The sequence below is a fragment of the Enterovirga sp. genome, from assembly GCF_035325185.1.
Taxonomy (GTDB): domain Bacteria; phylum Pseudomonadota; class Alphaproteobacteria; order Rhizobiales; family Beijerinckiaceae; genus Enterovirga.
This window is the reverse complement of sequence record NZ_DAOLAJ010000048.1, coordinates 1-19,935: the sequence shown is the minus strand read 5'-3', so window position 1 is coordinate 19,935 and position 19,935 is coordinate 1. Positions and strand designations below refer to the sequence as shown.

21 protein-coding genes are annotated in these 19,935 nt (G+C 67.5%); 5 read left to right on the top strand and 16 right to left on the bottom strand.

Going from position 1 to position 19,935, the window contains the following annotated elements:
• The first annotated feature begins 203 nt into the window (after nucleotides 1-203).
• The gene (locus PKD06_RS11240; protein ID WP_324380266.1) at nucleotides 204-419 is read left to right on the top strand and encodes a DUF2945 domain-containing protein; all 216 of its coding nucleotides are present in this window, start codon (nucleotides 204-206) and stop codon (nucleotides 417-419) included.
• Nucleotides 420-427: 8 nt separating this feature from the next.
• On the top strand, nucleotides 428-985 hold the full coding sequence (locus tag PKD06_RS11235; RefSeq protein ID WP_324380265.1) for a DUF488 domain-containing protein: 558 nt from the start codon (nucleotides 428-430) through the stop codon (nucleotides 983-985).
• Nucleotides 986-1,107: 122 nt separating this feature from the next.
• Here the strand turns inward: PKD06_RS11235 and PKD06_RS11230 are convergent, their stop codons facing one another.
• The 8 genes from PKD06_RS11230 to PKD06_RS11195 form a co-directional block, all read right to left on the bottom strand.
• Nucleotides 1,108-2,079 (bottom strand): inorganic phosphate transporter, encoded by a 972-nt coding sequence (locus tag PKD06_RS11230; protein WP_324380264.1) that lies wholly within the window; start codon nucleotides 2,077-2,079, stop codon nucleotides 1,108-1,110.
• A 221-nt stretch (nucleotides 2,080-2,300) separates the two neighbouring features.
• The gene (locus PKD06_RS11225; RefSeq protein ID WP_324380263.1) at nucleotides 2,301-2,747 is read right to left on the bottom strand and encodes an OB-fold domain-containing protein; all 447 of its coding nucleotides are present in this window, start codon (nucleotides 2,745-2,747) and stop codon (nucleotides 2,301-2,303) included.
• A gap of 5 nt (nucleotides 2,748-2,752) precedes the next feature.
• Complete coding sequence (locus PKD06_RS11220; RefSeq protein ID WP_324380262.1) at nucleotides 2,753-3,916, bottom strand: thiolase family protein; 1,164 nt, start codon at nucleotides 3,914-3,916, stop codon at nucleotides 2,753-2,755.
• Nucleotides 3,917-3,918: 2 nt separating this feature from the next.
• Complete coding sequence (locus PKD06_RS11215; RefSeq protein WP_324380261.1) at nucleotides 3,919-5,172, bottom strand: CoA transferase; 1,254 nt, start codon at nucleotides 5,170-5,172, stop codon at nucleotides 3,919-3,921.
• A gap of 74 nt (nucleotides 5,173-5,246) precedes the next feature.
• Nucleotides 5,247-6,041, bottom strand: a complete 795-nt coding sequence (locus tag PKD06_RS11210) for an amino acid ABC transporter ATP-binding protein (RefSeq protein WP_324380260.1) — start codon at nucleotides 6,039-6,041, stop codon at nucleotides 5,247-5,249.
• Nucleotides 6,031-6,678 carry an amino acid ABC transporter permease gene (locus tag PKD06_RS11205; RefSeq protein WP_324380259.1) on the bottom strand — a complete coding sequence of 216 codons (648 nt, stop codon included), beginning with the start codon at nucleotides 6,676-6,678 and terminating at the stop codon, nucleotides 6,031-6,033. Before PKD06_RS11205 ends, PKD06_RS11210 begins: the two co-directional genes overlap by 11 nt.
• A 4-nt stretch (nucleotides 6,679-6,682) precedes the next feature.
• Nucleotides 6,683-7,339, bottom strand: a complete 657-nt coding sequence (locus PKD06_RS11200) for an amino acid ABC transporter permease (protein WP_324380258.1) — start codon at nucleotides 7,337-7,339, stop codon at nucleotides 6,683-6,685.
• Nucleotides 7,340-7,371: 32 nt separating this feature from the next.
• Nucleotides 7,372-8,109 (bottom strand): transporter substrate-binding domain-containing protein, encoded by a 738-nt coding sequence (locus PKD06_RS11195; RefSeq protein ID WP_324380257.1) that lies wholly within the window; start codon nucleotides 8,107-8,109, stop codon nucleotides 7,372-7,374.
• Between PKD06_RS11195 and PKD06_RS11190 the strand changes: the two genes are divergently transcribed.
• Nucleotides 8,078-9,118 (top strand): IclR family transcriptional regulator, encoded by a 1,041-nt coding sequence (locus tag PKD06_RS11190; RefSeq protein ID WP_324380256.1) that lies wholly within the window; start codon nucleotides 8,078-8,080, stop codon nucleotides 9,116-9,118. The two genes, PKD06_RS11195 and PKD06_RS11190, sit on opposite strands and share 32 nt — an antisense overlap.
• A 24-nt stretch (nucleotides 9,119-9,142) precedes the next feature.
• Here the strand turns inward: PKD06_RS11190 and PKD06_RS11185 are convergent, their stop codons facing one another.
• The 3 genes from PKD06_RS11185 to alr all read right to left on the bottom strand — a co-directional run bounded on the left by PKD06_RS11185 (nucleotide 9,143) and on the right by alr (nucleotide 12,127).
• On the bottom strand, nucleotides 9,143-9,847 hold the full coding sequence (locus tag PKD06_RS11185; RefSeq protein ID WP_324380255.1) for a GntR family transcriptional regulator: 705 nt from the start codon (nucleotides 9,845-9,847) through the stop codon (nucleotides 9,143-9,145).
• A gap of 107 nt (nucleotides 9,848-9,954) precedes the next feature.
• Nucleotides 9,955-10,782, bottom strand: a complete 828-nt coding sequence (locus tag PKD06_RS11180) for an amino acid ABC transporter substrate-binding protein (RefSeq protein ID WP_324380274.1) — start codon at nucleotides 10,780-10,782, stop codon at nucleotides 9,955-9,957.
• 184 nt (nucleotides 10,783-10,966) lie between these two features.
• Nucleotides 10,967-12,127, bottom strand: a complete 1,161-nt coding sequence (gene alr, locus PKD06_RS11175) for an alanine racemase (RefSeq protein ID WP_324380254.1) — start codon at nucleotides 12,125-12,127, stop codon at nucleotides 10,967-10,969.
• Between the two features lie 311 nt (nucleotides 12,128-12,438).
• Between alr and PKD06_RS11170 the strand changes: the two genes are divergently transcribed.
• Nucleotides 12,439-13,620: an aminotransferase class V-fold PLP-dependent enzyme gene (locus tag PKD06_RS11170; RefSeq protein WP_324380253.1), complete on the top strand. Its 1,182-nt coding sequence runs from the start codon at nucleotides 12,439-12,441 to the stop codon at nucleotides 13,618-13,620.
• A 79-nt stretch (nucleotides 13,621-13,699) separates the two neighbouring features.
• Here the strand turns inward: PKD06_RS11170 and PKD06_RS11165 are convergent, their stop codons facing one another.
• The 5 genes from PKD06_RS11165 to PKD06_RS11145 form a co-directional block, all read right to left on the bottom strand.
• Nucleotides 13,700-14,164 carry a group III truncated hemoglobin gene (locus tag PKD06_RS11165; RefSeq protein ID WP_324380252.1) on the bottom strand — a complete coding sequence of 155 codons (465 nt, stop codon included), beginning with the start codon at nucleotides 14,162-14,164 and terminating at the stop codon, nucleotides 13,700-13,702.
• Nucleotides 14,165-14,175: 11 nt separating this feature from the next.
• A complete protein-coding gene (locus tag PKD06_RS11160; RefSeq protein WP_324380251.1) occupies nucleotides 14,176-15,942 on the bottom strand; it encodes an SLC13 family permease in 1,767 nt (588 codons plus the stop codon).
• Nucleotides 15,943-15,994: 52 nt separating this feature from the next.
• Nucleotides 15,995-17,086, bottom strand: coding sequence for a heat-inducible transcriptional repressor HrcA (gene hrcA / locus PKD06_RS11155; RefSeq protein WP_324380250.1), 1,092 nt, complete (start codon nucleotides 17,084-17,086; stop codon nucleotides 15,995-15,997).
• A gap of 108 nt (nucleotides 17,087-17,194) precedes the next feature.
• Entirely contained in the window at nucleotides 17,195-18,424 is a 1,230-nt protein-coding gene (gene trpB, locus PKD06_RS11150; RefSeq protein ID WP_324380249.1) for a tryptophan synthase subunit beta, read from the bottom strand.
• On the bottom strand, nucleotides 18,421-19,098 hold the full coding sequence (locus PKD06_RS11145; protein WP_324380273.1) for a phosphoribosylanthranilate isomerase: 678 nt from the start codon (nucleotides 19,096-19,098) through the stop codon (nucleotides 18,421-18,423). Before PKD06_RS11145 ends, trpB begins: the two co-directional genes overlap by 4 nt.
• Nucleotides 19,099-19,310: 212 nt before the next feature.
• Between PKD06_RS11145 and PKD06_RS11140 the strand changes: the two genes are divergently transcribed.
• Nucleotides 19,311-19,772 carry a thioesterase family protein gene (locus tag PKD06_RS11140; protein ID WP_324380248.1) on the top strand — a complete coding sequence of 154 codons (462 nt, stop codon included), beginning with the start codon at nucleotides 19,311-19,313 and terminating at the stop codon, nucleotides 19,770-19,772.
• Nucleotides 19,773-19,935 lie beyond the last annotated feature (163 nt).

The following is a 19,935-nucleotide window of genomic DNA, read 5'->3' as shown; positions in this document are numbered from 1 at the left end:
TGCCGTCGTCCCGTTGCGCCCGTCGCAAATCCCGGCCAATGCGAGAAGCCGGCGTTCCTGCGCAGCATTCTTGGTCGCTTTCGTCAGGAAAATGCGATCGGACAGAGAAGAGGGCTGATTCCGCCGAAGGCGGCACGGCGGCGCGCAGAAAGCGCTGGACGGGGCGAGGCGACCATGCCCCCATGCCCGGGGAGGACGGTAAGATGGCCTATGCCTTCGAGATCGGGGATCATGTGCGCTGGAACTCGGAGGCCGGCCATGTGACGGGGATCATCATCGGAATCCACGTGCAGGATTTCCTCTACAAGGGGCATGTCCGTCACGCCTCCGAGGACGATCCACAATACGAGATCAAGAGCGACAGGACCGATCACATCGCCGCTCACAAGGGGAGCGCGCTCGAGCGCCTGGACGGCTAGGGGCCCAGGTGGCGGCTCCGTTCTTCACGATCGGCCACTCGAACCGCAGTTTCGACGAGTTCGCCGCATTGCTGGCGGACGCCCGGATCGGCCGCGTCGTCGATGTCAGGAGAGTGCCGAAATCGAGAGCCAATCCGCAGTTCGGCATCGATGTGCTGCCCGGGTCCTTGGAAGGGCTCGGCATGGCCTACGAGCACGCGGCGGCGCTCGGCGGCCTGCGGGCGAAGGTGCGGGACGAGCCGCCGGACCTCAACGCCTACTGGGAGAACGAAAGCTTCCACAACTACGCGGATTATGCCCTCTCGGCGCAGTTCCGCGCCGGTCTGGAGCATCTGATCGCCGAAGGGCGGCGGGAGCGTTGCGTCGTCATGTGCGCGGAGGCCGTCTGGTGGCGCTGCCATCGCCGCATCATCGCGGATTACTTGCTGGTGCGCGGGGAGGCGGCCTTCCACATCATGGGGCCCGGCCGGCTCGAGCCGGCCCGGCTGACGCCGGGCGCCGTCGTCCGGTCGGATGGGAGCATCGTCTATCCTCGGCCTGTCGATCGGAAGCTCGACGGCCACTGACCGCGACCGCCGGATCATCGGCGGCGTTTCCGTGCGCTCGGCAAGCATTCCCCTCTATCGTGATCCCGGATCAGCCATTTCGAAGGGATGCATCGGAGCACGATCTCGCAGGCCAGCAGGGATCACCGCACTCCGAGCAGCCACGACAGCACCGTATAGAGCCCGAAGGACACGATTCCCGCGAGGACCGGGGTGAAGAACCAGGAGAAGACGATCTCCCTGACCGCATCCCAGCTCATCGGCTTGCGTCCCCGCGCGCCGCTCGCCCCGGCCATGCCGCCGAGGAGCGCCTGGTTCATCGAGGTCGGATAGCCGAACCAGGCTGCGGTGTGGGCCGTGATGCTCTGGGCGAGCTTCGCCCCGACGCCCATGTTGAGGTCGAGTTCGACGAGACCGGTGCCAACCTTCTCGAGGGTCGGCCGGCCCCAGGTGAGGGCGCCGAGCGCCATGACGAGGCCGCCGACGAAGCCGGCCTGCATCTGGCTCATCTCGTGCAGGCCGTAGAAGACCCCGACCGCATTGCCCGTATTGTTCGCGCCGAGCGTATAGGCGGCATAGCAGGAGGCGGCGAGCAGCAGCCAGCGCAGGCCGCGCTCGGCCCGGCCTCCATAGCGACCGCTGATCCTGTCCACGAGGCCCGTGAGGACGAAGCCGAAGAGGCCGCTCGCGAGCGGCGTGCCGATCCAGGTCACGAACAGCAGCGCGACCGTCGTGCCCCAGAAGACCGGCGCGTGCATGGCGAGCGCCGCGCCGACCACCGAGAAGCAGGCGAGCTGCGACGTCGAGACCGGCCACTTCATCCAGGTATTCGCGGCCGTGACCAGGGCGGCCGTCAGCATCATCACCATGGCGCCGAGCGGCGTCAGGTCCTGGTCGCGGATGATGCCCGTTCCGACGGTGGAGACGACGTGCGAGCTGTCGAAGGTGGCGCCGATCAGCACGAAGACGGCGATCAGGACGGTCGCCAGGGTGCGGCTCCTGATGAGGCCGCTGCCATAGGCCATGCCCATCGTCGCGCCGGTATAGTGCGAGCCGATCGTCCAGCCGAAAAACAGGCCCGACACCAGCATGCCGATCGTGAGAACCTGATCCATGGGTGCTTGATCCGTCAGGTTGGAAGCGTCATTCGCCCGCTCAGGGCTCCGCCTCGGCGAGGCGAGAGTCGGCGCGGGCGGAGTTCCACACCTCTCGCGCCGCGTCGAGCCCCATGAAAGCGATGCCAAGGCCGACGATCACATCGGGCCACACGGAGGGAACGCGAGAGCATCCGAACGACGGCCAGGAACGCATGGCGGATCGTTTCGACGTCGCCGAATTACGAAAGGGTCGCCTTCGCGTCGATATCGGCCTGGGGCACGGCGAGCCGGAAAGCGAGCAGCTTCTGTCCCGGCACATGCTGCACGAAGACGGGCGCAACGGGTGTGCCGAGGGCGGGCGGCCGCGAGGCGTCACTCTCGATCCGGCCGTAGATGATCGGTCCTTCCTCCAGTTCCACCGCCGCGAAGACATAGGGAATCTCGGTGACGAAGCCGTCGTGATGCGGACGGTGAACGACAGTGCAGGTGACGACGCGCCCCCGCCCCGACACCTCCACCCAATCCAGCTCGCCGCGCCGGCAGACCGGGCAGCAGACCCGTGGATAATAATTGAAGCGCTTGCAATCGGGCGCAGCGCAACGCTGGATCAGCACCTTTTCCTCGTTGCAGGCGGCGAAGAAGGGAGCGTTGACGGCGTCGATGCGCGGAACGGGCTTGGTCGTCATGGTCTCTAGCTCACGCGTTCGAGGATGGCGGCGCTGGCCGACAGGCCACGGCCATAGGCGATCATGCCGTAGCCGCTGACGAGGCCCCGCCGGCACGCGACCTGACGCTCTCCCGCCTCGCCGCGAAGCTGCGTGACGGCCTCGTAGACGCCGATCATGCCGCCGCTCGCCCCGGCCTGACCGGCCGAAAGCTGCCCGCCGCCGGTATTGATGGGAAAGCTGCCTGAAGTCGTGATGTCCGTCTCGCGGACGAACCGGAAGGCGCCCCCCTTCGGGGCGAGGCCGAGGCCCTCGAGCTGGATGAAGCACATCACCGGATAATCGTCGTAGAGCTGGGCGAAATCCATGTCCTGCGGCTCCAGCCCCGCGCGCTCGTACATGCGGGGCGAAAAGCCCGCCCAGCCGGCCGAGAGAGAATAAACGTCGCCGGCCGGGTAGTTGTGATATTCGCCGCCGGCCCTGATGCGGACGAGGGGCCCCTCGAGGCGGGAGGCGATCCTCTCGCTGACCAGGAGAACGCAATCGCCGCCGACGCAGGGCAGCACGCAATCGTAGAGACGCAGCGGATCGGCGATCCGCCGGGCGCCGAGATAGTCCTCCATCGTCATCGGCGCCCGGAGGAGGGCGTTGGGGTTCCTGCGCGCATTCTCCCGCAGCGCGATGCAGAAGGCGCCGAAATCCTCCGGCTTCGCCCCGTATCGCTCCATGTAAAGGCGGGTATGGAGCGCGAACATGCCGTTGGCCCCGCCGAAGCCGTGCGGCGACATGTAGTTCTGGACCGACCCGTTGAAGCGGTCGAGCGTCTCGTTATGCGAGGCGACGTCGTAGGCGTCGGCGGCCGCGCAGAGCACGACGTCGGCATCGCCGTGCCGGATGGCGCGCGCGGCATGCATCATGCCGATGATGCCGGACGCGCCGCCATAGACGCCCTGGAAGAGAAACCGCGCCTCGATGCCGAAATGCTCGGCGAGCGTCGTGACGTTGTCGGGCGGAAGGTTGAAGCAGGTGACCGCGAGACCGTCGACCTCCCGCCATCCGATTCCCGCCGAATGCAGGGCGGCATCGGCCGCCTCGTAGATCAGCCGGGTCGCCTTCTTGGGCGAGCGCTTCTCGTAGAGGGTCTGGCCGCACCCGGCGATGTAGACGCCCGCGAAGGGATCGGTCGTCATGCTCAGATCACTCCCTGCCGCTGAAGGTCGAGGAATTCCGTTTCGCCGAGGCCGAGTTCTCCGACGAAGATCTCGCGATTGTCGGCTCCGAGGCTGCGGCCGGCATGGCGAACCTCGCCGGGCGTGCCCAGGAAGCGCGGCGCGACGTTCTGCATGCGCACCGAGCCGAAATCCTCGTCCGGCACCGCCACGATGTTGCCGCGCGCGGCGTAATGGGGGTCCTCGAAGATGTCGCGGATGTCGAAGACGGGGCCGGCGACGACGTCGGCCTTCTCGAAGATCGCCGAGATCTCCGCAAAGTCGTGCCGCCCGAACCAGGCCGAGATTTCCGCATCGAGGCTATCGGCATTGTCGCAGCGGAGCGCGTTGTCGCGATAGCGCGGATCGTCGATCAGCTCCGGCTTGCCCATGGCCCGGGCGAGCCGCTCATAGGTCTTCTGCGAGGAGGCCGAGATGCCGACCCAGCGTCCGTCGCGCGTGCGGTAGGTGTTGCGGGGCGAATCCTCGGCCAGGCGGTTGCCGATCCGCTCCTTGACGATCGAGAGCTGGTCGAAGCCGATGACCTGCGCCTCGGCGAGGCGGAACAGAGGCTCGTAGAGGCTGACGTCGATCTCCTGTCCCTTCCCGCTGCCGCCCTGGTCGCGGCTATAGATCGCGAACATCGCGGCCATGGCCGAGAAGGTCGCCGCGACCGAATCCGCCATCGGGAAGCCGGGCAGGGTCGGCGGGCGGTCGGGAAAGCCGGTGAAGGAGGGGATGCCGCTGAAGGCCTCGGCGATCGTGCCGTATCCGCCGCGCTTCGCATAGGGTCCGGTCTGGCCGAAGCCCGACACGCGCACGAAAACCAGCTTCGGATTGATCTTCGAGAGGACGTCGTAGCCGAGCCCCCAGCGCTCGAAGGTGCCGGGGCGATAGTTCTCGACCACGATATCGGCATCGCGGACCATCCGCTTGAACAGGTCCTGGCCGCGGGGCGTCGAGAGGCTGAGGGTGACGAGCCGCTTGTTGCGGCCGATGACCTTCCACCAGAGCGAGCGCTCGTCCTTGATCGGGGCCCAATGGCGCATGGAATCGCCGATGCCGGGCAATTCGATCTTGATCACGTCGGCGCCGAAATCGGCCAGATGCGTCGCGCAGAGGGGGCCGGCGATCATGGTCCCGGCATCGATCACCTTCAGGCCGCGCAGCGGGCCCTTGAAGGCGCAAGGCGGTATCGGCGGCACGTGCTGAGCGGCCGCGTGGCTCGACGGCATCATCGGGAAGATCCTTTGCTGAAACCTGGAATCGGGATGGCGAGGGCCGGAGCCGGCGTCTCCGCTCCGATGCGCGCTCACAGCTTGTAGCCCTCGCGGAAGTGGCGCAGGAACGATTGCAGCCTCTCCGTCCGCGGGGAGCCGAAGATCTGCGCGGGCGGGCCCGTCTCGACGATGTTGCCGCCCGACATGAACACGACTTCGTCGGCGGCTTCCCGCGCGAAGGCCATTTCGTGCGTCACGATCACCATGGTCATGCCGCTCCGGGCGAGCTGGCGCATGACGGCGAGGACCTCTCCCACCAGTTCCGGGTCGAGAGCGGAGGTGACCTCGTCGAACAGCATCGCCTTGGGCCGCATCGCGAGGGCGCGGGCGATGGCGACGCGCTGCTGCTGCCCGCCCGAGAGCTGCGCCGGAAAGGCCTCGAGCTTGTCCGCGAGCCCGACCCGCGCCAGAAGATCGCGGGCGAGCTCCTCCGCTTCCCGCCGGGCCACGCCTTTGATCCGCACCGGCGCGACGGTGACGTTGGCGAGCACGTTCATGTGCGGGAAGAGATTGTAGCTCTGGAAGACCATGCCGAGTTCGGCGCGGCGGCGCGCGATCTCGCGCTCCGGCTGGCGCCGCCGCCGTCCGTCGGGCCCGGCGGCATAGCCGAGGGGCTCGCCTCCGATGAGGATTTCCCCCTCCTCGAACTCCTCCAGGAAGTTCATGCAGCGCAGGAGGGTCGTCTTGCCCGAGCCGCTCGGACCGATCAGCACCACGGCGCGGCCCTCCTCGATCGTCAGGTCGATGCCCTGGAGCACCTGCACGGAGCCGAAGCGCTTGCCGAGCCCGCGGATCTCGATGGCGGGCTGCGCGCGTTCACTGGACATGGCCGAACCGCCTCTCGATCGCGCGGCCGGCGAGGGCGAGGCCGTAGCAGATGACGAAATAGATGAGGGCGACCGCGCCGAAGATCTGGAAGGCCGCGAGCGTCCGCTCGACGATCTGCTTGCCGGCCAGCGTCAGCTCGGCAAGCCCGATCGCCGAAACCAGGGAAGTCCCCTTCACCAACATGATCATCGTGTTGACGTAGGGCGGCAGCGCCAGCCGCACGGCCTGGGGGCCGATCACGAGGGTCATGAGCAGCCGGCCATGCATGCCGACCGCCCGCGCCGCATCCCATTGCCCCTTCGGCACGGCCTGGACCGCGCCCCGGAAGATCTCCGTCATGAAGGTCGCGAAATAGATGCCGAGGACGAGGATGCCCCCGACGCGCGGAGACAGGTCGATCCCCGCATAGGGCAGCGCGTAGTACATCGCGAAGAGGAGGACGAGCAGCGGCACGCCGCGGATCGCGTAGAGCAGGACCTCGATGAGAAACCGTGCCGGGCGGGGGGCGAAAAGCTGCCCGAGGGCCAGCAACGCGCCCAGCAGGGTCGCGAGGATCCCGCTCGCGCAGGTGAGGAGCAGGGTCTCGCCGGCGCCGGCGAGGAGGAGCGGCCAGCTGCGGATCGCGACGTCGAGCACGGCGTCAGGCCCCCACCCGCACGCGGCTTTCGAGGAGCCGCATCGCGCCGGTGAAGACCGACACGAGGAGGAGGTAGAGCAGCGCCAGCGTGAAGAAGACCTCGTAGACCGCCGCCGTGCGGTCGGCGATGAGGCGCCCCTGGTAGGTCATCTCGGCGACCGAGATGGTCGAGACGAGGGCGGTGTCCTTGATCAGCGCGACACCCTGGTTGGACATCGGCGCGACGACCCGCCTGATCGCCTGCGGCAGGACGACGATGAAGAAGGCCTGGCGCCGAAGCATGCCGAGAGCGAGCCCCGCCTCGACTTGCCGCCTGCTGACGGATTCGATGCCCGAGCGATAGATTTCGGCGAAATAGGCTCCGTTCTGGAGCACGAGGGCGAGCAGCCCGGCCGTGAACCCCGACAGGGGAAAGCCGGCCATCCCGGAGCCGAAATAGAAGAAGTACATCTGCACGAGGACCGGGGTGTTCCGAACGGCCTGGATGTAGCCCGCCGTGGCGAGCCGCAGGGGCCTGCGCGCCGCTCGGGCTCCGGCGAGAACCGCGAGCCCCCAGGCGAGCGCCAGCGCGAAGGCGAGGGCGCTCAGCCCGACCGTGACCTGCATTCCGTCCAGGAACAGAGGCAGGTTGCGGAGGATGAGGCCGGTATCGAAATGCACGGCGCGCCTCAGGTTCGGAGGGGATGCGGGTATTAGCGCGCGCCCGTGTAGAAGCGCTGGGGCGGCGGATTGCGGCCGAACCACTTCTGGTAGAGTTCGACATATTCGGCGTAGCGCGAGCCGGTCGTCAGCTCCTGGACGAAGGTGTCGAGATAGAGCCACCAGGTGAAGTCACCGGGCTTCATGAAGATGGCGTTGTTCTGGACGTTGCCGAGCAGTTCCGGCAGCACCATCAGGTCGGCGGTGTTCTCCTTGCCGTACCAGTCGATGACGGGGCTGTCGAACTGCATGGCCTGGGCCTGTCCCGATTTCACGGCCAGGAACATGGCGCTCGCCGTGTCGAAGGTGAGCGTCTTCACATTGGGCAGGAAGCGCTTCTGGCGATCGGCCATCTGAGGATTGCTCAGATTGGCGAGCGTGAATTTCGCGTTGTTCAGGTCGGTCAGGCTCTTCACGCCCGCATCCCTGCGGACGAGAACGCCAATTCCCGCATCCATGTAGGGCCGCGTGAAGGCGACCCGCAGCGCCCGGTCCGGGTAGACCGTCGTCGAGGCGATGCCGAGATCGGCGCGGCCGGACAGAACGCTCGGCCACCGCCCCTCGCTCGTCACGGTGACGAACTCGATCTTCTTCTCGTCGCCGAACATGCTCTTGGCGATGAGCTTGGCGACATCGATGTCGAAGCCGACGAGCTGCCCCTTGTCGTCCGTGAAGCACAGAGGGGGAGAGGAGGCGAAGGTGGCGACGATCAGCTTGCCGCGCTGGACCACCTCGTCGAGCCGGCTCGCCTGGGCTTGCGCCGGCCCGGCCTGGAGCGACGCCGCGAGCCCGAGAAAGAGTCCTGCCAAGGCGCCCGCGCAAGGCCTCAGGAGACGGAAAAGGGGGGACATGATTCCTCCTGTGTTTTTCCATAAAATGGAATTTATTATTCCAGTTTTCAGGATGATTTGCGGGGCGTCAAGCGCTATTTCGTATGTGCGGTTTCCGGCGCAACTCGAGAGGGGCAGGACGCGGATGGACGGGAAAGGGGACCAGCCGCTTGATCGCGCCTTCGCGGTTCTCGAATTCGTGCTGACCCGCCGCGGACCGGTCGCGGCGAGTTCGATCGCCGATGCGACGGGCCTGCCTCCGGCGACGGCTCACCGCATGATCGCGCAACTGGAGGCACGCTCGCTGCTGAAGCGCGCGCTCGGATCGAAGAAGGTGACGGCCGGACCCCGCCTGATCTCACTGGGAATGAGCGCCGTGGAGAGCGTGTTCTCCTCCGACGACGTTCATGCCGTTCTGGTGCGGCTCGCCGCCAAGGTCGACGAGCATTGCCATGTCGGCATCGTTTCGGAACTGGAGGTCCGCTATACCGATTCCGCACGAAGCAGCCGCCGCTCCGGCTTGCTCTTCGAGCCGGGACGCAGGGCTCCGGTCTATTGCACCTCGATCGGCAAGTGCTTCCTGGCCAGCCTCTCTCCCGAGGAGCTGGGCCAGGTTCTGGGCGACCTCAAGTTGGCGGCCCACACGCCGACGACGATCACCTCCCGGAGCGCGCTCGTCGCCCAGGTCGAAAAAGTGCGCTCCGACGGCTGGGCCTCGTCGAACGAGGAGTTCACACCCGGCGTCGTCGGATGCGCCGTCCCGTTGCGGAACATGAAACGGCACTTCATCGCGGGGCTCGGCGTGTCGGTTCCCGCGGCCCATTGCCGGCACGACGAGATCGGCCGCTTCCTGCCCGACCTCAGGGAAGCCGCCTCGCAGATCGAAGAACTGCTTCGAACCCGGGAATAGGGAGCCGGGCCGAATGCCAGCCGGTCAGAGCTGCTTGAGTTGAAAATTCTCCAGGGCTCCGAGCACCATCGCGAGGCCTTTCAGGCGGTGCTCGCGCACGAGTCGAGCGGAGGTTTGCCAATCCTTGTTCTCAATAGCCGAAAGTATTTTCTTGTGCTCCTCATTCGAAGAATTGGGAAACGGTCTTAATCTGAGCGTAATCATTCTGGCCCGGTGTGCCTGGTCATTGACCATGGCCACGATTTCGGTGAGGCGCTTGTTACCGCTGTTATCGACAAGGAGCCGATGAAAGGCTTCGTCGCCCCTTGCCCACTCGGTCAGGTCCGCATCGGCGAGTGCCCTGTCCATCCGGTCGATCGCGTCCCGCATGCCGGCCACGAGATCCCGGACGTTTTCGCTGCGGGAGAGCTGCTCCGCGGCGCTGGCTTCCAGGCCGGCAAGGACGAAATAGATATCCCGGATATCGTCCGCCGAGACGGGCAGAACATAGACGCCCCTTCGCGGCACGAGCCGGATCAGGCCTTCCCGCTCCAGCCGGACCAGCGCTTCCCTGACGGGGGTCCGGCTCATCCCGAGCTTAAGCGCGACTTCCGGCTCGAAGGCGTTATATCCGGGGGTCCAGGCGTTCGTCAGAATCAAATTCTTGATCGCATCGTAGGCTTCATCGGCGCGGCTGTTGTGGATCTTCGGCCTGCCGGTGTCGGAGGCGGCCTGACGGCGGTCGGCCATGGCTTGATCGGGGGGTTCACGCGGGCGAGAGGGGAGAATCCGAGGGGGCAATTCGAGATCTCGATACGGTCATCCGCGGGGCCGGGCGGCCCCGCGGGCATCGTCCATTAGAATTCGATGCTGTCGCTGGGATTGGCCACCCGGGCCTTGAGCTGGTCGCTCATCGGGAACTGCAGGTTCTCTCCATTGGGCGGGATCGGAGATTCGAACCATTTGGTATAGAGCTTCGTGAATTCGCCGCTCGCCATCATCTGTTTGATCACCCCGTCCGCCACGGCCTTGAACTCCGGATCTTCCCTTCGCAGCATAAGGCCATAGGGCACGAGGTCATAGGTTTCCGGCAGCAGCCCGTATTCGGACGGATTGGGCTGCCGCGCCCTGAAGCTCGCGAGCAGAATGTCGTCTTCCATGAAGGCCGCCGCGCGGTCGGTCTGCAACATCAGCATGGACTCGGCGTGGTCTTTCGCCTGCACGATGTTGAAATCGACGCCTTTCGCCTTGATGCCCATCGCGAACCCGACCGCGTTCGATCCCTGGGTGACGACGACGGTCTTCCCTTTCAGGTCCTGCACGCTCTTGATCCCGGAAGACGTCTTCGTCAGCCATCGGGCCGAGCTCACGAAGGTTGCGACGGTGAACGCGACCTGCTTCAGGCGGGCAGCGCTGCTCGACGTGCCGCCGCACTCGATATCGACCGTGCCGTTCTGGATGAGCGGGATGCGGTTGGAGCCGTTCACCGACGTATACACGACCTCGAGCTTGGGGAGCTTCAGGTCGGACTTGATCTTCTCGACGATGGCCGCGCAAAGATCGAGGGAAATCCCGATCGGTTTCGCATCGCCTCCCAGATAGGAGAACGGGATTGAAGCCTCACGATAGCCCAGGTTGATTTGGCCGGTGCGCTTGATCTTGTCGAGCGTCGGGCTCTCGGCCATCGCCCAGGTCGCAGAGAAGATACCTGCGGCTGCGAGCGCCGTCGCGATCAATCGCCTTCCAAACTGAACCATCGGCCTGTTCCTCCTGGCTGTCCCGCTGTGAGCGTGCCCCACGCGGCGCGCTCGGATGCATTCACCGGATGCATGCAATAAGTCGGCCGCGAGCGGCCTTAGACATGGCACATTAGTAGATGTAATGCTTTGGAAAGCCGCGATCCATCGCCATCGCGACGTGGAGCGGCGAATTTCCCTGCCATTTTGCCATCTCCTCGATGGAGATGCGATCTTCGCCGCTTTCGCCGAGCGCGACGACTTCATCTCCGACGGCCGCACGAGGATGGTCCGTGAGGTTCAGCACGGTATATTCCTGCGACACCGAGATGACCGGCACACGGATGCCGTCGATCAGCATGCGGGCCTGCTGACCCGGAGCCGCGGGGCGATATCCCTCGTGCAGGCCGATCGGGACGGTGCCGAGCATCGAGCCCTGCTTCAGGCTCAGCTTGCCGCTGGTGCCGGCCGTCACGTCGGAGGCATATCGGCGCGCATCGATCAGGCGGGTTCTGATGCTCTTGTGAACAGGCTTGAAACGCGCGGCGATCGCCTCGTCGCCCGGCTCGAAACGGCCGAGCCCCCCGAACAGAAGGTGGCCGACGCAGACCGCATTCGTCGTGGTCTCGAGCTTCTTGATGACGTGGATGCTCGCAAGCGACTGACGGATCGGAATCTCCACCCCCTGCCGCCTGACGCGGTCCGTCAGCTCGTCGAACTTTTGCAGGTGCTCGTTGATCCAGGGCAGGGGCGCGTCGCCGGCGAACGGAAGGTGGGTGAAGACCGCCTCGATCTCGAGATTCGGCTTCTTCGCGACGTCGAGGATGAAGCGCTCGGCCTCGTCGATCGGAACGCCGAGCCGGCCCGTCCCGGCATCGACCTTGACAAACACCTTCCAGCGTCGGGCGCTCGCGACCTCGTCGGCCGCGTCGGCGAGCTGCCGGTTGTAGATCGTCGGGGTCAGGTTGTTGGCGTGAAGGACGCCGAGAGCTTCGGGGAGAATGCCGGCGAACATGTGGATGAGGACATCGTTGCCGGCGTTGCGGATCGCCATCGCATCCCCGATGGCTCCGGTCGCGACGGCGTGGACGCCGAGGTCACGAAGCGCGGCCGCGACCGGCGCCGCGCCCGCGCCGTAGCCGTTGCCTTTCACCGAAGCCATGATCCGGATGTCGGGGCCGACGATATCCCGCACCGCCCGATAGTTCGATTTCAGCGCCGCGATATCGATGTCCATCCGGATCGGGTCGGTGGGATCGATGAAGGAGGCGGGAGCGCGGTTGCTCAGCGACATGGGCCTGCATTCTCTGCTTGTTCGCGCTCGCGGCCCGGAATGGAGCGAGGCAGACGATCCTCTTCCGCCAGCCGAGCCGCCGGAGGCGGGTCCAGCTAGGCTGCATCTATGGATTTGTCAATGCATGCATTGATGCGGACATTAATTCATGCCATCTCCGTCGCGTCCTGGTCCTCTGGGCAGGGATCATGGACGCAGGCTTCGCATCCGGCCGCACGACGCCGGGTTCGAGGGCTGGATGGGAGCGAGCCTCGACGGCGCAACCGCGGCTGGTTTATCTCCGTCATTCCGGACGAAGGCAGGAACGCATCATGTCTCAACACTACGACGTCGCGGCGGTGCGCCGGGAATTCCCGGTGGTCGAGCGGATGCTTTATCTCGATTCCGCGCACCAGACGCCGCTGGCCACCAGCGTCAAGGACGCCCTCGTCCGATTCTACAGCGAGGGGAACGAGTTCGCGGGGCCCAAGCCCCTCTGGCTGCGCCGGACCGAGGAGGTGCGGGAACGGGTCGCCCGGTTCTTCAATGCGGCTCCAGCCGAGATCGCCTTCACGAAGAACACCTCGGAGGGGATGAACATCGCGGCGAACGCCCTGCCGCTCGAGAGCGGCGACAACGTCCTGCTCGTCGAGGGCGACCACCCCAACAACGCCTATGCCTTCCTCAATCTCCAGCGAAAGGGCGTGGAGGTTCGCTTCGTGCCGATCACGGGCGAGACCGTGGATGCCTCCACCTTCGAGGATCGTATCGACGCCCGGACCCGCGCCATCTCGCTCTCGCACGTGACCTTCCATGCCGGGCATCTCTTCGACGTCGAGGGCATCGGCAGGCTTTGCGCCGAAAGACAGCTCTACTTCGTCGTCGACGCCATGCAGTCCACCGGCGTCGTGCCCCTCGATGCCCGCGCGGTCGGCGCGACGATCATCGGGTCGGGCTGCCACAAGGGCCTCCTCGTCCCGCAGGGCCTCGGGATCGTGTTCTGCAAGGCCGGCCACGATGAACTCCGCCCTGCCTATATGGCGCTGTCCAGCCTGGCCGATCCGCCGGCCGACTACATTGCGCGGCACGACAACATGGCGCTTCGCGACGGGGCCGGCCGCTTCGAGATCGGAAACTTCAACCTTCCCGATATTCATGCGCTCTCCGCGTCTCTCGACCTCATCGAGAGCGTCGGCGTGGCGAATATCCAGGCCCATGCCTACGACCTGGGAGACCGCCTGATCGAGCGCATGGACGAGCAGAAGATCCGCCTCGTCGGTCCGCGCTCGCGCCAGGCCAGATCCCCTCACATCTATGTGCTCGACCTGCCGGGAGATGGCTGGACCGAATATTTCGCCAGCCAGCAGGTCCGGGTTTCGCCCGAGCGCGACGGGATCCGCGTGTCCTTCGGACTGTTCAACACGGCCGAGGACGTGGACCGGTTCGCCGACATCGTCCGGCGACGGGGAAATCCGGCCAGCCGCCCTGCCGCGATGGCCGCGAACGTGGACTGACGCGAAGGCCGACGCCCGGTCGGGTCATCCCTCAGAATCCGCTTGCGGACGGGGCGGCCGGAGAGCACGGCGAGGCGGCTCAGCCTTCGAGGATGGTACGGCTCGCATCGTCGGCCGCGGCCGCGCGCGCCATATGCCGCGGGGCGCGGATCTGGCCGGCCTGGCCCGCCACCGCCATTTCGAAGCTGTCGGCGATGCGGCGGGCACGGTCGATGAAGACGGGGGCGGCCTCGCGCGGAAGCACCTCCGCCGCAGTGCGCTCGAACAGGTCGAGCCAGCGGTCGAAATGCGCGCCCTCCAGCCGGAGCCGCAGGTGGGGCCGGAGCGGGCGGCCCTGGTAGCGGCTCGTGCGCAGCACGACCGAGGACCAGAAATCGCACAGATTGGCGAGATGGCGGTCCCAATCGGCCACCTCGGCCTCGAAGACGGGACCGATCAGCTCGTCCTCGCGCACGCGGCCGTAGAAAGTGTGGACGAGGTCGCGGATCGCGGCTTCGGAGACGAGGGGCGGGGCGGCGGGATCGCCCACGAAGGTGACGCTCATGACGCCCCCTTCTAACCCGCCCGCAGCGGCCAGAAGAAGGCGATCAGCGGCGTCCCGACGACGATCACGAGGATCGAGAGCGGCAGGCCGAGCCGGGCGTAGTCGCCGAAGCGATAGCCGCCCGGCCCCATCACCAGCGTGTTGCACTGGTGGCCGATGGGGGTGAGGAAATCGCAGGCCGCCCCGAGCGCCGTCGCCATCAGGAAGGGATCGGGGTTCATGCCGAGCCGGGCCGCGAGCTTGGCGGCGATGGGCCCCATCACGAGCACCGTCGCGGCGTTGTTCAGGAAGGGCGTCACCGCCATGGCGAGGACCAGCGTCGCCCCGAGCGCGACGATGGGCGGGAAATCCTGGACCCCGCGCATCATCCAGCCCGCCACGAGGTCGGCGCCGCCCGTGCGCCCGATCGCGTCGCTGATCGGGATGAGGGCCGCGAAGAGGATCAGGACCGGCCATTCGATGGCGGCATAGGCTTCCGTCGGCGTCATGCAGCGCGTCAGGAGGACGACCACCACCGCGCCGAAGAAGGCGATCGGCACCGAGACGGCATTGACCGCGACGAGCGCCATCGCGACGATCAGGATGGCCAGCGGCAGCCAGCTCCGCGTGTTGCGGCCGAGCGCGATGCCGCGGCCCGCGAGCGGAAGGATGCGCAGGAGGCCGAGCGTTTCCGGCAGGCTGCGGGTCGGGCCGCGCAGCACGACGACGTCCCCCGCATGAAAGCGCGTCGCCGAGAGGCTCTGCTCGATCTCCTCGGAGGAACGGCTCAGGGCGAGGATGCGCATGCCGTAGCGCCCCTCGAGGTCGAGCTGGGCGGCGGTGCGGCCCACGAGGTCGGAGGGCGGGGTGACCACGCCCTCGATCACCGTGACCTTGCCCGATTCCTCGTCCGGCCGCCCGGCGAGAAGAAGGCCCGCCTGGACGACGAAGCGCTCGAGATCGCCCGGCTCGCCGCGCAGCAGCAGCATGTCCCGGCTGCGCAGCTCGGTCTCGGGCTCGGCCGGCATGCGGCGGTAGCGCTCGCGCACGATCGAGGAGATCTCGACGCCGGCCCCGCCCATCTCCCGCAGGTCGCGCACGCGCCGTCCCGCCGCGGCATGGCCGTCCGGCAGGCTTACCTCGGCGACATAGCTGTCGAGCCGGAAGGCGGCCTCCATCGAGGCCGTGCCCGTCCGTTTCGGCAGGAGGCGCCAGCCCACCGCGAGGAAGAGGAAGCCGAGGATGGCGATGGCGAGCCCGACCGGCGTGTAGTCGAACATGCCGAAGGGCACGCCCGTCAGCTCGGCCCGCACGCGCGAGACGATCACGTTGGGCGAGGTCCCGACCAGCGTCACGATCCCGCCGATCAGGGAGGCGAAGGACATCGGCATCAGGAAGGAGGAGGCGGGCACGCCCGTGCGGCGCGCGAGCTGGAGCGCGATCGGCATGAAGATCGCGAGCGCGCCGACGTTCTTGGTGACCATCGAGGCGAAGAGAACGCCGGCGACGAGCGCCGGCACCTGGAGGGCGGTGGTCGTCAGATGCGGCAGGATCGGCCGCATCAGGGTCTCGACGGCCCCCGAGCGCGCGACCGCGCTCGACATGACGAGCGCGCAGCCGACGATGACCACGATATCGTCGGAGAAGCCGAGGAACGCCTTGTCGGCCGGGACCACGCCGAGCGCGACGCCGCAGATCAGCCCCGTCACCGCCACGACGTCATAGGGCAGGCGCCCCCAGACGAAGGCGAGGATGACGCCGCCGATCAGCGCGAAGGAAAGGGCCTGGTCGAGGCTCATCGCGCCTCCCCGCCGCGGCCGCGCGGGCGTTCCGGTGGAGAAGGAGGCGGCGTCACCTGAGGCCGGGATCGAGGAGGCGGGAAACCGCGCGGGCCGTGAAATCGACCATCGGCACGATGCGCGCGTAGTTCAGGCGCGTCGGCCCGATCACGCCGACGGCGCCGACGACCCGCTGCTGGCCGTCGCGAAAGGGGGCGGCGATGATCGAGGAGCCCGACAGGGAAAAGAGCCGGTTCTCGGCGCCGATGAAGATGCGCACGCCTTCCCCGCCCTCGGCGCGGATCAGGAGGTCGACCACATCCGTCTGCGTCTCGAGATCCTCGAAGAGGAGGCGCATGCGGTCGAGGTCCTCGGCCGCATGGACGTTTTCGAGCAGGTTCGCCTGGCCGCGCACGATGAGCTGGCGCGCCTCCTGCTGGCCGACGCTGGTCGCGAGCCCGCTTTCGACCAGCCGCGCGGTGATCTCGTCCAGCTCCCGCGCCATGGCCGCGCGCTGCTCCTCGACGAGGCGGCGCAGATCCCCGAGCGTGCGTCCGGAGATGCGCGCATTGAGATAGTTCGAGGCTTCGGCGAGGGCCGAGGCGGGCAGGCCCGGCGGCAGGTCGAGCAGGCGGTTCTCGACCGAGCCGTCCTCCGCCACCAGCACGACCAGCGCCCGGCCGGGATCGAGCCGGACGAACTCGACATGGCGCAGGCGCGAATCGCTCTTGGCCGTCACGACGACGCCCGCCCCCCGCGAGATGCCCGAGAGCATCGCGGAGGCTTCCGCGAGCGCCGTCTCGAAGGTGCGCGAGGAGGCGGCGCTGCGCATCTGCGCCTCGATGCGCATGCGCTCCTCCCGGTCCACGTCGCCGATCTCCATCAGGGCGTCGACGAAGAAGCGCAGGCCCTGGTGGGTCGGCAGCCGGCCGGCGCTGGTATGGGGGGCGAAGATGAGGCCCGCCTCCTCCAGCTCCGCCATCACCGAGCGGACCGAGGCGGGCGAGAGCGCGACGGGCAGGAGCCGCGCGACGTTCCGGGAGCCCACGGGCTCTCCGGTCGCGAGATAGCTCTCGACGATCTGCCGGAAGATCTCGCGCGAGCGCTCGTTCAGCTCGCCGAGCCGCTGCGTCGTCTTGAACGGATCGGAGCCCCGCATGGCCATGTCCGAACGGCGATTCCCCAAGGAGGCGCTGCATGCGGCGCCCCCGCCCCTATGTGCCGCCCCGCGCCCGCGCCCGCAACCCGTCTGCCGCCGGATGTCCAGAAGGACTCAGCCACCCCCGAGCCGGCCGGCCAGCATCTCGCCGACCTGCGGCACGTCCTTGTCGCCCCGCCCCGAGAGGTTGACGACCATGAGATGGTCCTTCGGCAGCGTCGGGGCGAGTTCGCTCACCTTGGCGAGGGCGTGGGCAGGCTCGAGGGCCGGGATGATGCCCTCCAGGCGCGAGAGGAGCTGGAAGGCTTCCAGCGCCTCCTCGTCCGTCGCCGAGATATAGGTGACGCGGCCCGTCTCGTGCAGCCAGGAATGCTCCGGGCCGATGCCGGGATAATCGAGCCCGGCCGAGATGGAATGGGCGTCGGTGATCTGGCCGTCCTCGTTCATGAGGAGATAGGTCCGGTTGCCGTGCAGCACGCCCGGCCGCCCGCCCGTCAGCGAGGCGGCGTGGAGGCCCGAGGAAATGCCGTGGCCGGCCGCCTCGACGCCCCACATCCTCACCTCCCGGTCGTCGAGGAAGGGATGGAACAGCCCCATGGCGTTCGAGCCGCCCCCGATGCAGGCGATGAGCGAATCGGGCAGGCGCCCCTCCGCCTTCAGCATCTGCTCGCGGGTCTCCCGGCCGATGATCGACTGGAAGTCGCGCACCATGGCCGGATAGGGATGCGGCCCCGCGACCGTGCCGATGCAGTAGAAGGTCGAATCGACATTCGTGACCCAGTCGCGCAAAGCCTCGTTCATGGCGTCCTTGAGGGTCCGGGTGCCCGACTGGACCGGCACGACCTCGGCGCCCAGCATCTTCATGCGGATGACGTTGGGCTGCTGCCGCTCGACATCGACCGCGCCCATATAGACCACGCAGGAGAGGCCGAAGCGGGCGCAGAGCGTCGCCGTCGCGACGCCGTGCTGGCCCGCCCCGGTCTCGGCGATGATGCGCTTCTTGCCCATCCGCCGCGCGAGAAGGATCTGGCCGGTGACGTTGTTCACCTTGTGGGAGCCGGTATGGTTCAGCTCCTCGCGCTTCAGGTAGATCTTCGCCCCGCCCAGATGCTCCGTCAGGCGCTCGGCGAAATAGAGCGGCGAGGGCCGGCCGACGTAATGGGCGAGATGGCCGTCCATCTCCGCCTTGAAGGCCGGGTCGGCCTTGGCGCGCTCGTATTCCCGTTCCAGTTCGAGGATGTTCGGCATCAGCGTCTCGGCGACGAAGCGGCCGCCGAAAATGCCGAACATGCCGCGCTCGTCGGGGCCGGCGCGGAAGGTGTTGGGGGTGCTCGGGGCGTTCACGCCACTCTCCTGTCCTTGTCCCGGGCCGCGAAGGCGGCGCGGGCGGCCTTGACGAAGGCCGCGATCTTCGAGATGTCCTTGATCCCGGGGCTGCTCTCGACGCCCGAGGAGACGTCCACGGCCGAGAGGCCGGAGACCGCGACGGCCTCGGCGACGTTCTCCGGGGTGAGCCCGCCCGAGAGCATGAGCGCGTGGGAGGGCGCCTTCGCGAGACCAGCCAGCAGGCGCCAGTCGAAGGCCACCCCGTTGCCGCCGGGAAGAGCCGCGCCCTTCGGAGGCTTGGCGTCGAGGAGGATGCGCTCGGCGCTCGCGCGGTAGAGATCGATCCGGGCGAGGTCGGCGGCTTCGGCGACCGCGAGGGCCTTCATCACGGGCCGGCCGGTTTGCGCCCGGATCGCGGCGGCGCGCTCCGGCGTTTCCCTCCCGTGGAGCTGGATCAGGTCGGGCTCGATGGCCGCGACGGCCTCGTCCAGCTCCGCATCGGCCGGATCGACCAGGAGCAGGACGCGGGTCGCGCGCCCGGCCGCGGCGCGGGACAGCGCGCGGCCGGCCTCCAGCGAGACATGGCGGGGCGAGCGCGGGAAGCGCACGAAGCCGACCATGTCGGCGCCGGCGGCGAGCGCGGCCTCCAGGGCCTCGGCCGTGGCGAGGCCGCAGATCTTCACGAGGGACATCGCGGCGGCTCGAAGGGGCTCGCCCGCGGCGGGCGAAGCGGTCATGGCGGCGCTATAGAGCATGATCCTGAAAAGTGGGAACGGGTTTTCGGGGATCGGGCTCCATGACAGGGTGGCAGCCCTCTGCTACGCCCTGCCCCACAGCGGAGGATCCGACGAATGCCCGAGAGACCTTTTGAAGATGCCGGCCGCGTCGATCCGGCGGTGCGGCCGTGAGCCGGCCCGATTTCGACCTCGCGGCGCTCGAGGCCGATCCGCGCGTCTCCTGGACGCGCGACATCCTGCGCTTCCGTGATACGGATCTCAACGGGCACGTGAACAACGCGGTGTTCTCGACCTTCTGCGAGAGCGGACGGGTACACCATCTCCGCGACGTGATTCAGGCCCCGATGCTGTCCGGCGTCTTCTACGTCATCGTGCGCCTCGCCGTCGATTTCAAGGCGGAGCTTCATTATCCGGGCGAGGTTCGCTGCGGCACCTGGGTCCCGTCCCTCGGCCGCAGCTCGCTGGTCTATGCGCAGGCGCTTTTCGACGGTTCCGGCCGCCTCGTCGCCTATGCGGAAGCGACGGTGGTGCAATTGGACAGCGCGACGCGCCGCCCGGCTCCGTTCGCGGACGAACTGCGCGCGAGGATCGAGCCGATGCTGCTGCCGTCCCCGAGCCGAGGTCCGTGAGGGCCTTCGGAGCACGCTCCGAAGGCCGCGGCTTTTCGCCGAGGCGAGCCCCCGGGCTCGGAGGCCCGCTCCCGATTCGGGCCGGCGACGATGCACAAAGCGCTTGAGAAGAATGGTACCGCCACCCCGGCTCGAACGGGGGACCCCCAGATCCACAATCTGG